This window comes from Staphylococcus delphini, assembly GCF_900636325.1.
GTDB lineage: Bacteria > Bacillota > Bacilli > Staphylococcales > Staphylococcaceae > Staphylococcus > Staphylococcus delphini.
Genome location: NZ_LR134263.1, coordinates 379,158 through 394,971 on the forward strand (window position 1 = coordinate 379,158; position 15,814 = coordinate 394,971).

A 15,814-nucleotide genomic window follows, 5' to 3' on the forward strand; every position below is an offset into this window, starting at 1 on the left:
TATTAGCATTAATAGTGAGTTAGGCTAATTATAGAGAAAGAAGGCGTTTATCGTATGAAATTGAAATGTTCACTCGCTGTTTTAACAACGATATCATTATTGTTGGCAAGTTGTGGTACGGGGTCAGGTGACCGCAATGCCAATCATAAGGTGTTGGATATTGAGATGCCTTTGAAGACGACATCGATTGCTCCGTATGAAACCGATGTCTCTGTTAGAGCAGGCGCATTAGAGTCTTTATTCAAAGTATCTCAAGAGGGTGAAGTACAGCCGTGGTTGGCTAAAGACTTTAAACAGGTTACTCCTGAAAAATTGGAATTAACGGTTAAAGATGATGTGAAGTTCCAAAATGGTGAAAAATTAACAGGACAGAAAGTGAAAGAAAGTTTAGAACAAGCATTGAAAGAGAGCGATTTTGTAAAATCAACGTTACCAATTAAATCTATTGAAGCGGATGGTCAAAAAGTAACGATTACTACGAAAGAGGCCTATCCAGAGCTTGCTTCGGAATTGGCCAATCCGTATGTCGCTATATTTGATGCGGATGCAAAAACAGATATCGATGCAAAGCCAGTGGGAACAGGACCATATCAAATTAAAGATTATCGACGTTCTCAAAAAATAACGCTTGATCGTAATGATGAATATTGGAACGGTCAACCTAAACTTGATGGCGTTACTGTGACTTATCAAGAAGACGGGAATGCACGTGTCAGTCATTTACAATCTGGTGAAGCGGATTTAATTACGGACGTGCCTGTGAATCGAGTGAAACAACTCGAGGAGAAAGGTGATACAAAAGTGTCGCATGTGTCCGGTTACCGTACGCAAATGATGATCTACAATCAAGATAGTGCCAAAATGACGCATGATGTCCGTGAAGCATTGGATAAAATCATTGATCGTAAAGGACTGGCAAAAGACGTGTCAAACGGTTATGCCAAACCGGCGACAGGTCCATTCAATGATAGCTTAGACTTTATTAAACAACATAAAGTCCAAGAACAAGATATTGAAGGGGCGAAAAAGTTGATGGAAGATGCCGGTTATAGTGATGCACATCCACTCAAAATTCAACTCGCGACATACGAAGGCCGTCCAGAACTTCCTAAAATGGCACAAGTGATTCAATCTGATGCGAAAAAAGCACATATTGATATTGAAATTCGCAATGTTGACGATATCGAAGGCTACTTAGCAGACCGCTCACAATGGGATGCGACAATGTATAGCTTTGGTACGATTCCGCGCGGGGATACAGGTTACTTCTTCAATCAAGCGTTTCATGAAGAGGGTTCAAGCAATAAAGGCGACTACAAAAATAAAGAAGTGACAGACATGATTAACACATTGAATCATACTGTAGATAAAGCGCAACGTGAATCACTTTCAAATGACATTATTGATAAAGCTGCACAAGACATTCCAGCAAGTTACATTACGTATAACGATACCGTTGAGGGCTTAAACAAAGAGGTCACAAACTTCAAAGCGACCCCTGACGGCATTTATTTAGTCGATGATAAGGTTGATATGAAAAATGCGGATTAAGCGGTTTGTTTTTGCTATCGTGAAAATGATTGTGGTGCTCTGGGTGCTGTCGACGATAACATTTATTTTAATGAAAATGACACCTGGGGACCCAGTGAATCAAATTTTGCATGTTGGGGAATCGAATGTTTCACAATCGGCGATAGAAGCGACACGTGCGGCTTATGGTTTGAATGATGCGTGGTTTGTTCAATATTTTCGTTGGATAGGCCAAATTGTACAGTTCGATTTTGGGACAAGTTATCAAACAGGACGCCCAGTATTGGAAGAAATTGGCTTTTATGCACCACCGACAATGATGATTGCGATATTGACCATTATTGTGGTGATGGCGACTGCCCTTCCTTTAGGGGTTGTGGCAGCACGTCATCCGAACGGTAAGCTCGATCGGACCATACGCGCTGTAACATCGGTGACCGTCAGTATTCCGTCGTTCTTTTTAGGGATGATACTGCTGCACATTTTTGCGTTACATTTTAAACTTTTACCCGTGTCAGGTTACGGTTCGCCCGCGCAATTGGTGTTACCGGTCATTGCGATGAGTATCGGAATGAGTGCCTATTACGTACGTTTAATGCGTGCTAATGTGATGGATTTATATCGTAGTCGTGAAGTGGCCGCCTCACGTTTAAGAGGTTTATCGGCGCGCTATATTTTTATGACTAATATTTTAAAGCCGGCACTCGTCCCTGTGGTCACCATTTTAGGCCTTTCTATTGGGAGCTTAATCGGTGGTACAGTCGTTATTGAAAATGTGTTCGGTATTCCAGGGATTGGGCAGTTTTTAGTCGATAGTATTCGGGCAAGAGATTATCCCGTCATTCAAGGGATTGTGCTCATGTTAGGCATTATCGTAGTGCTGTCAAATTTGGTGAGCGACACGATTGTCCTCTTTTTAGATCCGAAACAGCGCTATCTGAAAACTGACAAAGGTGATACACACACGCCAACGTCAACATACGAGGTGTCGCAATGATGAAACAGTTACGACAATTACCGAAAATGGTATGGATATGTGCACTATACGTCGTGGTACTCATCATTGCACAATTTTTTGTTTCCACACAAGCTGCGTTAGAAGTGAAGTTGAGCGACCAGTTTTTACCGATCAGTTCGATGCATTGGTTAGGGACAGATGACTATGGACGGGACTTGTTCGCACGCCTTATTATCGGTGCACGCTATACGCTACTTGTGAGTTTGGTGACACTCGTCATGACGGTCGTTATCGGTGTGCCTATCGGTATGATTGCGGGCTTTTTTAAAGGGAAGGTCGAAAAAATAATCATGCGCATTGTCGATATCGGTCTCAGTATTCCAGAATTTGTGCTCATTATTGCAATGGCAAGTTTGTTGAAGCCGAGTATTTGGAATATTGTCTGGGCGATGGTGTTGTTACGTTGGATGACGTATACAAGATTGACCCGTACGATTGTGGCGAGTATTCGTGAAATGGACTATATTCGTATGGCTAAATTGTATCGGGTTCCAACGTATCGCATGATGTTACGTCATTTTGTTCCACATGTTTTGCCATCTATTTTAGTGGTAGCGACAGTGGATTTCGGGAAAAACATTCTCTATATTTCATCGTTATCATTTTTAGGATTAGGGGCACAACCGCCATCACCGGAATGGGGCGCGATGTTAAATGCAGGTCGGGACTTTATGACTTCCAATCCGATATTGTTGTTTACGCCTGCCGTGATGATAGCCGTGACGATTTTAATTTTCCAATTGACTGGCGATGCGTTACGCGATCATTTTACACAAGAGGAGCATCGTAGACATGAATAAGATATTAGACCTACACAACTTAACGGTATCTCAAGGTGAACGTCATGTCATAGAAAGTCTCGATATGACCCTTTATGCTTCAAAAGTAAATGTCTTGATTGGTGAAAGTGGTGCGGGGAAAAGTATATTAATTAAGGCGCTACTCGGTGCTTTACCGGAGCATTTTGAGATGACGTACGATGAATGGCATTATCATGGACAAAGTGTCACGTCATTGAAGCCCTATTTAGGCAAACAAGTCGGGTATATTTCACAAGATTATACGCATAGTTTTAATGACCATACGCCGATTGAGAAGCAGCTCATTGGGATTTATCGTCAGCATTACAAGGTATCTCGTCAAGAAGCGGTGCACCAAGTTCAAAAAGCACTGCAATGGGTAGGATTAGACCATCTCGATTTGCGTAAACGGTATCGCTTCATGCTGTCAGGAGGGCAACTGGAACGCGTCCTTATTGCGAGCGTCATGATGTTAGAACCGACACTTATTATCGCGGACGAACCTACTGCTGCATTAGATGCTGTAACAGGTCACCAAATCATGACGTTGCTGCACCATCTTGCTGAAGCACACGACGTGACGTTATTGGTCGTGACGCATAATTTAACCCATGTGAAACGGTTCAGCGATTATCTGTATGTGCTGCAACGTGGGCGTATCATGGATCAGGGTGATGATGCTTATTTCAAATCGACCAATATCCATCCGTACAGTGCACTATTATTTGAACATCGAAGTCAGTTAAAACAGGGTGAGTCAAATGATTAAATTAGAGCATATCACCGTACAGTATAAAGAGGTCACCGCGTTAGATGATGTGTCATTAGAAATCGGACCGCATGAAATCGTGGGCATCGTCGGTGAAAGTGGGTCTGGAAAATCTACATTGGCGCATGTGATGTTAGGTGAATTGCGTGCCCAACGAGGTCAAGTGACATCCACATTTCAACGTGTCCTACCGATTTTACAACATGCGAGCTATGCGTTTAACCCTAAGATGACCATCGCGCGTGCTTTAAATGAGGCGTTAGCTTATGAGGCATCACAGCGTCAAGCACATCAACATTATCGCGATGAATTGATGACATCGATGGGATTGTCTCATGAATGGATGAAGCGGTATCCGAATGCATTGAGCGGGGGACAATTGCAACGTTTCAACGTCATCCGCACATTGATGTTGCAACCAGACTTGTTAATTTGTGATGAAATAACCGCAAATTTAGATGTTATTGCAGAAGATCGAATGGCTCAGCAGTTAAAACGACATGCCGAACGGACACAATGCGCCATGGTCGTCATTTCCCATGATTTAGCATTTCTACAAAAATGGGTCTCACGCATTGTGGTGATGCGTCAAGGTCGTGTCGTCGATGCATTTCCGATAGTTGAACTGTTTGACGAAGCGCGGGATGTTTATACGAAGACATTGTTGTCGTTATATGATTGAAGGAAATGTTAGCAGGTGATGCTTTCATATGCACATGCTTGGGGTGAAAATGCGACTGCCAGCACTGTTTAGCGAGAAGTTAGAAGTAATGCAGAAATGTCACAAAACATGGGTCCATGACGGTAATATTATTAATATGTATTAAAAAAGATGAAGCCAAGGCAATGGCTTCATCTTTTTTGTATTAATCTAAACTTTTCTGAATTTCTTTATAGATCATGTCACCGATATACTGTGATGCACGACCATTTTCGCTTGAACAAAAACGTTGATGAAACGCTTCAATCTTGTCTTGATATGTTTCACGAAGTTGCTCAATATTTTTCAACCCTTCAATTAATGCGTCTGAATCTGTGTAAATAGGGCCTGGTAAATCAGTATGGTAGTCGATATAAAAACCACGTAATTCTGACGCATATTTTTCAATATCATAAGGAAAAAACAGTTGCGGTCGCTTCAAAATGCCGTAATCAAACATGACTGAAGAGTAATCCGTAATCAAACAGTCACTAATTAAATACAGCCTTGAAATGTCATTATAATTCGATACATCAATCGCAAAATCTTCAAAACCTTTTAAATCTAAAGCATCGGCAATCAAATAATGCATACGTAAAAGAACGACGTAGTCATCGCCTATCGTTTCTTGCAAACGGGCCAAATCAATCTTAAGTTTAAAAGTATAACGCCCTTTTTTAACAAACTCATCATCACGCCATGTCGGTGCATACATGATGATTTTTTTACCTTCTGGAATGTTGAGTTCTTCACGAATTTCAGCTTGTAATGCAACATCATCCGCACGATTGACTAAAATATCATTGCGAGGATAACCAATTTCTAAAGTTTTCTCCGGTGGCATCCAAAATGCAGTTTGGAAAATTTCAGATGAATATCGGTTCGGTGAGATTAAGTAATCCCAACGTGACGTTTCTTTATGGAAATTCCGTTTATACAATGGCGTTGTTGTGCCTGGCATTCTGACGACTTTCATATCATTCGCAAGCCGTTTTAAAGGTGTCCCGTGCCAAGTTTGAATGTAAGTTTGATTTTCTTTTTTATTCAAAAATAGTGGGAGACGTGCATTAGAAACCCAAACTTTTGCTTCTGAATACGCTTGATAATAAGCAGCTGAATTTTTCTTCACTTTGAGCGCTTCACCAGGCACACGGTTTGTTTCTGGATTTGTAAACACCCAACGATAATTCAATTCTGGATAATGATCTTTCATATATTCATAAATGTATTTCGGGCTATCGCTATAATTTTTACCACCAAATGATTCAAAAACAACCGTCTTTGTGTTCACATTATCAACTTTATCAGTGAGAAAATAACGTGAGCGGTCTTGAAGCCGATGACGTCGGACGATATTTTTTACATGTCGTGTAATAAAACGAAAATGGTTCACTTTTAATGCGAATTCTGATTTGTTCATCGCTAAACCTAACATTTCGACTAAGAACAACAACTTTTTCTCTTTTAAAAGTGAGAAACCGAGCTGATGGACGACTTGTGAAAGGTTGTCTTGATGCATTTTGATACGCTCAACAGTGTCGCTTTCATTGGGACTAAATTCTTGATGTAGGCGCATGATCATATTTTGCTTAATCCATTGACGCAATGTGTTGTTGTGTACGCGTGAAAGTGCATCGCTAAAACTGTGACAGTAATCTTCAAAAAGAACGTCAGCATTTTGTTCGGAAAGTGTCGTTGTATTGAATGGGTCATACACTTCACCTCTAAAATAAAATGGGAAATGACTGATTTCAACAAAACGTTCAGCATACTGTAGATAATCTAAAATAAACGATTGATCGACATAGAAGCGTAAGTTTTCGTTAAATTGAATTTGATGTGCGTGTACAATACTCGTTTTGAAAATGATGTTACATGCAGTATTTTGTCGCAAAAACGCCTGTGGTTCACGTTCTACTGTTAAGTAATTGATTTTCACGTGGTCTTGATGCACATATTGTGGTGGGTTAAGTGAAAAGTCATCCACCGGCGCAACGAGGCCATCAAACTGTTGTAAATATTTTAAATAAAAGTGGACGGCATAACTCGCAAGTTGATCATCTGCATCAACAAACATAAAGTAGGGCGTTGTCACAGCTTGGATCCCCACGTTACGTGCATGCGCATGGCCATGGTTATCTTTAAATTTGATATAGGTCACTTTTTTATCATAGTCAGCTAATGCCTTATTTAACAATGTTTCGCTACTGTCTGTTGACCCATCATTAATCAGAATCAATTCGAAATTTTGGTTACGTTGTTTTTTAATCGCATTGATACAATCTGTAATGTGATCCGATTCATTATAAAACGGAATTATAATACTCAGTTTCATTATCCAATCATCCTTCCGAATCTTGTGTGGCTATATAGACTTATTTTAGCACAATAAACAATTGCAATACTAAATTTAAAATGAAACATCATTATTATTTTAAAAGAACGGAAAATGATAGAATGATGTAGACATAAAAGCATTTCCTAAATAAAAAAGATGAAGCCATCGCAATGACTCCATCTTTTGAATATTAGTCTAAGTTTTTCTGAATTTCGTTATAAATCATGTCGCCGATATATTGTGACGCACGTCCGTTTTCAATTGAACAGAAACGATTATAAAACGCGTCAATTCGAGTTTTGTACTCCGATTTAACCGCATCTAATTGCTTTAATCCTTCAATCAATGCACCCGGTTCTGTATAAATTGGACCTGGTAAATCTTTATGGTAATCAATGTAGAAACCACGTAAATTTTTATCATATTTTTCAATGTCATAAGCAAAGAAAAATTGTGGTCGTTTCAAAATACCGTAGTCGAACATCACTGAAGAGTAATCTGTAATCAAGCAGTCACTAATTAAGTACAGCTTCGAAATATCATTATAATTCGACACATCAATCGCAAAATCTTCATAACCGTTTAAATCAAGGGCGTTGGCAATCAAATAGTGCATACGTAATAAAATGACATATTCATCGCCTAATTCTTGCTGTAAACGGGGCAGATCAATTTTCAATTCAAACGTATATTGGCCTTTTTTAATGAATTCGTCATCACGCCATGTCGGTGCGTACATGATGATTTTTTTGCCTTCAGGAATGTTGAGTTCTTCTTTGATGCTTTGTTGTAACGCGGTATCATCTGCACGATTCACTAAAATGTCGTTACGTGGGTAGCCGATTTCTAACACTTTTTCCGGTGGCATCCAAAATGCAGTACGGAAAATTTCTGTTGAATAACGGTTCGGTGACACTAAGTGGTCCCAACGTGAAGATTCTTTATGGAAATTACGTTTATACAGTGCAGTTGTTGTACCTGGCATTCTGACAACTTTCATATCATTGGCAAGACGTTTTAAAGGTGTGCCGTGCCAAGTTTGAATGTAAATTTGGTTTGGCTTTTTATTTAAGAACAATGGAATACGTGCATTAGACACCCAGAATTTTGCTTCTGAATACGCTTGATAATACGCTTTTGAATTTTTTTCAACTTTCTCAACTTCTCCTGGGACAACGTTATATTCTGGTTGTTTGAACACCCATTTGTAGTTCAGTTCAGGATAATGGTCTTTCATATATTCATAAATGTATTTTGGACTGTCGCTATAATTTTTTCCACCAAACGATTCAAAGACAACTGTTTTTTTATTCACATTTTCTTCTTTATCGGTTAAGAAATATTGAGAACGTTCTTTACCTTTTTGACGTAATACGACACGTTTGGCATGACGCATCACAAAACGCAATCGGTTAATACTTGAAGCCCATCCTATTTTTCTGAATGCTAAAGCAAAGGCTTCAAGAGTGAACAATATTTTATGCTCTTTCAGAATGTCTACACCAAGGTGACGGACCACTTGAGCGAGTGCATCTTGATGTGTCGCAAAGCGCTGAGCAGTTTCACGTAAGTTCGGTGAAAAGTCGTTATGTAATGTATTGAGCATGCGCTGTTTAATAAATGTGCGCGTTTGTTTATTTTTCACACGAGACAACGCATCTATAAAGCTTTTGGCATAGTCTTCAAATAAGAAATCAAAGTTTTGTTCAGACAAAGTATTCGTTTCAAACGGATCATACACTTCACCTTTGAAATAAAATGGGAAATGCGTCACGCGAATGAAGTTTTGTGCGTATTGAACATAATCTAAAATAAATGACCAATCTGTATACACTTTTAATGATTCGTTAAATTGAAGATTGTGGCCTTTTACGATACCCGTTTTAAAGATGATATTACATGCTGTGTTTTTTCTTAAAAATGAATTAGGATTACTTGTTGTATCTAAATATTTGATTTGCACACGGTCTTGATCGACGAATTGTGGCATATTCAATGCAAATTCGTGTACAGGTGCAATGAGGCCGTCAAAGCTTTGAATATGTTTTAAATAAAAGTTAACAGCATAAGTTGCCAATTTATCATCAGCATCGACAAACATAAAGTAAGGTGTTTCAACAGCTTGCATCCCTACATTACGCGCATGCGCATGACCTTGGTTTGTTTCTAATTTAATGTATTTTACTTTTTTATCGTAATCTGCTAAAGCTTCATCGAGTAAAGGTTCACTGCGATCCGTGGAACCATCATTGACAAGAATAAGCTCGAAGTCTTGATTACGTTGACGTTTAATATAACTGATACACTCTGTGATGTACTCCTCTGAGTTGTAAAATGGCACTATAATGGATAGTGCATGCATAAGGATCATCCTTTCAGTAATCTTTTAACATTTGGTATTATATCATTAACATTTAATCAAAAGTAGCAATAAATCAAAATTAGCTTAATAATTTTAAAATTTCTCAGAATGAATAGAATAATCATTTTATACAATGATGTGTTGTAATCCAAAATAGAATAATTATTGATAATTGTAAACTATTATTTTAAATGGCTGTATGTTTCGTGTTTGAAATCATGTAAAATAGGGTTTATATAAGTAATATTCTAGTTTTGGAATATATTTATTGATGTTTTGAAAGGTAGAAAAGTGATAGAGGAACTAGCGGATTTTGAGTTAAAGAGATGATGAGATTAAAACTAAACATAGCTCTAGTGTTAACGTCGAATGAAAACTTGTAGTTGCACATTCAATATATGGCTAGTATGTGGAGATAGCAACGCATGATATCGATATACATATTCATAACAGAAACTACAGATAAATTGAGCAATGGCATGACTGTTACTCAATTTTCTTTTTATGTCATAGGGAAGGGATGTCAAATGACAGAACCATGTTAACGAGAGTGATTTGGATTTTATCAATGCGCTATGTACAAAAAGAATGAGGAGGCGGCTATGCTTTATACTATTACATCGACGCTACCGGAAGTTCATGGTGGACGTACGAAGTCACTATTAAAAAGAATTCAATTTATGGAAAATCATTTCCAAGAACCACATACGATTTTGACTACGAATTATAACCCAAATTATTCGCGAGTGATTGAGCGGTTTAGAGAACGTCAAATTTTAAGTGAAGATACAAAAGTCGTGAACATTTATGAATGGTTTACAAATGGGAAAATTGAGCAATTCCCGTATACGAAATTTAAAAAGAAGCCTAAATATCATGAAATACCGATTGAAATAAAAGGCTTAACTTATCAACAAAGTAAAAAAGATGCTAAAGTTTTCCGTTACTACAAAGGGGATACTTATATGTTGTATAGGAAATACTATGACGTTACGTTAGGCATTTTGCATATTGAAGATGTGATGATACCGAGTCAAAAACATAAATTAGAGCGTCGAGAATACAATGAATATGGTTATTTACATCGTGTTATTTTGTATGATAAAAAAGATAACTTTAAATTAAGTGAAACATTGTATGATCGTGATGGTGAAGTCTATTGTATTCGTCATTTTAAAGGGAATAAAGTTTCTCATATTTACCTATATCAAAATGGAAATATTACGCATGCCTTTGATGATGAGAAAGACTTTTTCACTTATTTTTTCGAAAATGTAATTGAAGCTGGTGCTAAAGTATTCAATGATGCGCGTTTGTTAGACCGTGCGATTTTAAACGTATCACAGCCGATTAAAAAAATTTTTATGATTCACAGTAGTCATAAAAATGTTGATGATAGTATTAAAAAAAGTTTCGGAATTATTAATCAGAGAGCGGACGAAATTGATCAAATTGTCGTATTAACAGAGCAACAAAAACAAGAAATGATAGAAGATTTTAATATATCGGCGCAACGGATCTCAGTCTTGCCACATTTCATGACGATTCAAGAACCGCAACACGTTGAAAGGAAACCACGCTTCTTATATATTGGTCGTATTGATGAGAATAAACAACTCTCACATATTTTAAAAGCTTTTAAAATTTATCAAGAAGCGGGATATGATTACGGTTTAGATATTTATGGTCATGGAGAAAGCCGTCCTGTAGAGCAAATGGAACAAGCTATTCGTGAGCTTAATTTGGGTGATAAAGTTCAATTTCATGGCAAAACGAATCAACCGGATAAAGTGTTTAGTCAACACGTCGCATCATTGCTTACCAGTCAATTTGAAGGCTTTTCATTATCTGTGATGGAAAGTATTAATAATGGATGTCCAGTACTTGCATACGATATTCGTTATGGACCGAGAGAAATGATTAAAAATGGTGAAAATGGTTATCTCGTAGAATCACAAAATATTGAAGATTTAGCAGATAAAATGATGAAAATTACGGAGCACCCTATTACTGATGTGAAGTTAGATGACCGGTTTGCCATACAGCATGCAGCAGAAAAATATGCAGCGCTTCTTCAGTCAGTGGAATAAAATCATGCAATAGCCATCAAATTAAAATAGTATCACTTAATCATGAAGTGTACGAATATTGAATGAAAGTCTCATTGTTGTACGCTTCATACTATAAATAAGCGAGGTTGAGATGTTAGGTGTCTCAATCTCGTTTTTTAAATATATTTGTTTTAAGGTGTCTCAACAAAATGGGACGCCTATTTGTTGTACACCGACCACGGTTACGAAAAAAGGTGTACAAATGATATGAACCGCCCTATACGTTAGGCTTTCGATGATATTGACTTTTCGTGTAGCACTTTAATTCATTTTGAAATAAACACAGAGCCATTTTCATAATTAACATAGGCTGGTGCATCATTTCGTATTCACCAACAATCGACTATAAAGATTTCCTTATTTACAATTAACACCAACCACTCTAAAATAGATTTATAAAAGAATAAAATGTTTTAGTTTCAAGCGTATTTTAGTAATAAAGTAAATTTGGTTTGATATGATTAAGGAAGTGGTTACAACATGAAGATATTGATTACTGGTGGTGCTGGATTTATTGGTTCGCATGTGGCGGAACATTTTTTCAACCAACATGATGAAGTCTATGTTATGGATAATTTGAGTACGGGTTATCGGGAAAATATTCCTTTTATTGATGATGAACATTTCTTACATATAGATGTGAGAAACCATGAAGCAGTGGCGCATATGATACAAACACATCAATTCGATATTATTATCCATTTAGCAGCAGTCGTCAGCGTCGTAGAGACGATAGAAAATCCTGAAGCATCCAATGAGGTCAATATTTCAGCACTTGTTTATTTACTTGAATTGAGTCGAAAACACTTACCTACTCTTAAAAAATTTATCTTCGCGTCTTCAGCGGCGGTTTATGGTAACAATCCGACTTTACCTAAAAGTATCGCGAGTCATATTCAACCTGAATCTCCATATGCGATTCAAAAATATAGTGGTGAGCAATATGTAAAGTTGTATCATGACTTGTATCATTTACCGACGACGTCACTCCGATTTTTTAATGTTTACGGTCCAAAACAAGATCCTCAATCTCAATATTCAGGGGTACTCTCCATTATGAAACACTGTTTTGATCAAGATGAAACATTTACCTTCTTTGGCGATGGTGAACAAACAAGAGATTTTGTTTATGTTAAAGATATCGTTCAAGCTATTCAAATTGTGATTCAACAACATGCTTCACATGGTGCTGTATACAATGTAGGGACCTCACATCCAACATCTTTATTATCGATATATGAAGTTTTTAAACATTTATATCAAAAAGAAATTCCAACGCAATTTGCAGATCCAAGAGAAGGCGATGTGAAGTATTCATATGCGGATATTGAACCGTTAAAACAATTGGGATTTTCAACGCAGTATTCATTAAAAGAGGGACTTAAAGAATATTTAAATTATGAAATGCACCATCCATCATCATAAGTATCGTTTCTATAAATTTGTAGATAAGATTATCAAATTGTGATTTATCAGTCCTAACTACAATGTTAAGGCTGATTTTTATTGAAGCACAGTTTGTCTGTGACAGTCATCACAATTTATGAATTTTTGTATGCCAGGCGTGATGGGTTTGGATTGTCGTAACTCATAGTCAGTATTCACAATTTTACTTAAAGGAGAAAAGATGATGAAAAAGAGTGTCAAGGCAATATTATCGAATCAATTATCTAGAAAATATAAATTTGTAGCGTCACCTATTTTAAAAAGGGCTAAGTCAAAATATCAGAAAAAAGTGAATCAATATGCGCAATTGTATCATTCGACTTCAATCAAACCGCATCAAATTTTGTATCAAGTGAGAGACGGTAAAAGCATCACGGATAGTCCTTACGCAATTTTTCTAGGATTAAATGCAAATGAGGGGTTTTCCAATTACCATCATATTTGGGTGGTCGATCAACCCGATACTTTAACTTTCTATCAGGAAAAATTTAAAGCGTTTCAAAATGTCTCGTTTGTGATTAAGGAATCGAATGAATACCTTAAAGCGTTAACCGAAAGTAAGTTTTTGATTAATAATGCGACTTTCCCTGCTTATTTCACTAAAAAGTCACAACAAATCTATATTAACACGTGGCATGGGACACCACTCAAACATATGGGATTTGATGTTAAAAATAATTTAAAAGGTTCTCAAAATACGATGAAAAACTTTTTAGCATCAGATTATATGATTAGTCCTAATGCGCATACGACGCATATTTTTAAGCATGCCTTTAAATTAGATGGTTTATATAGCGGTGAAATTTTAGAAATCGGTTATCCGCGAATAGATTTAACGATCAATACGTCGGCAAATGAAGCGCGAAACTATTTATCTGAACATTTAAATGTGAAAGAAGCACCTATTTTACTTTACTGTCCGACATGGCGTGGAACAGATGTAAATCACCCTGAAGATAGTCTGTCCCATATTTATGAAGAGATTCAATTATTAAAGCAATCATTACCTTATCAAATTTTAGTTAAAGTTCATCCGTTTATTTATAGTCAAGCTCAGGAAATACAAGCGCTTAAACCTTATTTAGTACCGGACTTTTTAGATACGAATCAATTGATACCAGCTGTTGATTTGATGATTACTGATTATTCAAGTATATTTTTCGACTTTCTCGTAACAGATAAACCGATTGTCTTTTATGTACCGGATTTAGACAAGTATCAAAATGAGCGTGGTGTTTATATTGACCCATCCGCATTACCGGGGCCTGTCGCGGATAATATTCAAGACGTGATGACATTGATTAGTAATGAAAGTTACAAAAATGCGGATGTTCAAGAAAAATATGCAAAATTTAAGCGTGACTTTGTAAGTTGTGAAAATGGCTCGGTGACGGAACGTTTAATCGAAAGCGTGTTTTTAAATCAACAAGACACATCATATAAAAATGCTAGTCATCATCAAAAAGAAAAAATATTACTGTATCCAGGTGGAATGAAACATAATGGTATTACGACTTCTGTCATTAACTTATTAGCAAATATCGACTATGACAAGTATGATGTGACAGTGTTTACGAATAACACGAATAACGTTGAACAGCTAAATAACTTACAGAGTTTAAATGACAATGTACGGATTGTGTTAAGAAGAGGGCCGATGATTGCTACGTTTAAAGAGCTTTATCAAAATGAGTTTATTCGACAAAGAGGGGTTTACAAATCTTTTGAACAACGTATCTACCCGAAAACACTTTTTGAACGTGAATTTAGAAAAATATTTGGAGACTCTCAATTTGATTATGCGATTGATTACAGTGGCTATGCGATGTTTTGGTCGAATCTTATTTTAGCGAGTGGTGCTAAAAAGAAATATATCTTATTGCATAGTGATATTAAGTCGGATATGGAAAGAACAGTGAAAGGGAAGCGTCCACATTATCAAAATTTGAAAGGTGTTATTTCACTTTATCCTTATTTTGATAAATTGGTGAGTGTTTCAGAAGCAACAAAAAAACTTAATCAGTCAAACTTTGGTGGTCTGAAGTTGAAAAACCGTCATATTGCTTCAAGAAATACGATCAATATTGACAAGATTAATCAGCTCGTTGATGATGATGGTGACTTGTTTGAAAAAAATGGGAAATCTGTATTGCCAACATTAACAGAGAAGGGCATGGAAGCGATTGAATTTTCTCAAGATGACTTCAAAATTGTATCGGTAGGTCGTTTATCACCAGAAAAAGGGTTTGATTTACTCATTAAAGCGGTTGCTGAGTTGGCTCCGAAATACCCACAGTTGAAGTTATACATTCTAGGAGATGGCCCATTGAAGGGGACGTTGAAAAGCCTTGTCGAGCAGCTTGGTTTACAAAATCATGTCTACTTCTTGGGACAACGTCGTAATCCATTTTATATTGTGAAACGCGCAGATGTCTTTGCACTCACTTCTCATTACGAAGGACAATCGATGGTGATTTTAGAAGCGTTAACTGTAGGGACCAACGTACTCGCATCAGACATTATCGCTAACCGCTATGTGCTTGAAGATGAGAAGTATGGGATGTTAGTAGAAAAGAATGAAGCTCATATTGCTAAAGGATTAGAGCAATTTATTAACGGTACGAACAAAGATTATGCGAAGTTTGATGCCGTTGCATACAATGAAGAAACCATCCAAGAGTTTTATTCGTTACTAGAGCGTTAAATGCATGAATAAAAGAGGGTGAACTCACAATGAGTG

10 protein-coding genes are annotated in these 15,814 nt (G+C 37.0%); 8 read left to right on the top strand and 2 right to left on the bottom strand.

Going from position 1 to position 15,814, the window contains the following annotated elements; translation table 11 throughout:
- The first annotated feature begins 54 nt into the window (after nt 1-54).
- From nikA to EL101_RS01630, 5 genes are read left to right on the top strand one after another with little or no spacing between them, the layout of a single operon-like run.
- The gene (gene nikA, locus EL101_RS01610; RefSeq protein WP_096596403.1) at nt 55-1,551 is read left to right on the top strand and encodes a nickel ABC transporter substrate-binding protein; all 1,497 of its coding nucleotides are present in this window, start codon (nt 55-57) and stop codon (nt 1,549-1,551) included.
- Complete coding sequence (gene nikB, locus EL101_RS01615; protein WP_096596404.1) at nt 1,541-2,527, top strand: nickel ABC transporter permease; 987 nt, start codon at nt 1,541-1,543, stop codon at nt 2,525-2,527. The genes nikA and nikB overlap by 11 nt, the downstream gene beginning before the upstream one ends.
- Nucleotides 2,524-3,348, top strand: coding sequence for a nickel transporter permease (nikC, locus tag EL101_RS01620; protein WP_096596405.1), 825 nt, complete (start codon nt 2,524-2,526; stop codon nt 3,346-3,348). The genes nikB and nikC overlap by 4 nt, the downstream gene beginning before the upstream one ends.
- Nucleotides 3,341-4,117 carry an ATP-binding cassette domain-containing protein gene (locus tag EL101_RS01625; protein WP_096596406.1) on the top strand — a complete coding sequence of 259 codons (777 nt, stop codon included), beginning with the start codon at nt 3,341-3,343 and terminating at the stop codon, nt 4,115-4,117. The genes nikC and EL101_RS01625 overlap by 8 nt, the downstream gene beginning before the upstream one ends.
- The gene (locus tag EL101_RS01630; RefSeq protein ID WP_096596407.1) at nt 4,110-4,799 is read left to right on the top strand and encodes an ABC transporter ATP-binding protein; all 690 of its coding nucleotides are present in this window, start codon (nt 4,110-4,112) and stop codon (nt 4,797-4,799) included. Before EL101_RS01625 ends, EL101_RS01630 begins: the two co-directional genes overlap by 8 nt.
- Nucleotides 4,800-4,983: 184 nt before the next feature.
- On the opposite strand, the gene EL101_RS01635 is transcribed toward EL101_RS01630, so the two are convergent.
- Together EL101_RS01635 and EL101_RS01640 are read right to left on the bottom strand one after the other, a co-directional pair.
- Nucleotides 4,984-7,155 carry a bifunctional glycosyltransferase/CDP-glycerol:glycerophosphate glycerophosphotransferase gene (locus tag EL101_RS01635; RefSeq protein WP_167706557.1) on the bottom strand — a complete coding sequence of 724 codons (2,172 nt, stop codon included), beginning with the start codon at nt 7,153-7,155 and terminating at the stop codon, nt 4,984-4,986.
- Between the two features lie 190 nt (nt 7,156-7,345).
- Nucleotides 7,346-9,517 carry a bifunctional glycosyltransferase/CDP-glycerol:glycerophosphate glycerophosphotransferase gene (locus EL101_RS01640; RefSeq protein WP_096596409.1) on the bottom strand — a complete coding sequence of 724 codons (2,172 nt, stop codon included), beginning with the start codon at nt 9,515-9,517 and terminating at the stop codon, nt 7,346-7,348.
- A 602-nt stretch (nt 9,518-10,119) separates the two neighbouring features.
- Between EL101_RS01640 and EL101_RS01645 the strand changes: the two genes are divergently transcribed.
- From EL101_RS01645 to EL101_RS01655, 3 genes are all read left to right on the top strand, one after another.
- Nucleotides 10,120-11,607: a glycosyltransferase gene (locus tag EL101_RS01645; RefSeq protein WP_164715557.1), complete on the top strand. Its 1,488-nt coding sequence runs from the start codon at nt 10,120-10,122 to the stop codon at nt 11,605-11,607.
- A gap of 501 nt (nt 11,608-12,108) precedes the next feature.
- On the top strand, nt 12,109-13,053 hold the full coding sequence (locus tag EL101_RS01650; RefSeq protein WP_096596411.1) for an NAD-dependent epimerase/dehydratase family protein: 945 nt from the start codon (nt 12,109-12,111) through the stop codon (nt 13,051-13,053).
- Between the two features lie 202 nt (nt 13,054-13,255).
- Nucleotides 13,256-15,778 (top strand): glycosyltransferase, encoded by a 2,523-nt coding sequence (locus EL101_RS01655; RefSeq protein WP_096596412.1) that lies wholly within the window; start codon nt 13,256-13,258, stop codon nt 15,776-15,778.
- Nucleotides 15,779-15,814: the final 36 nt, after the last annotated feature.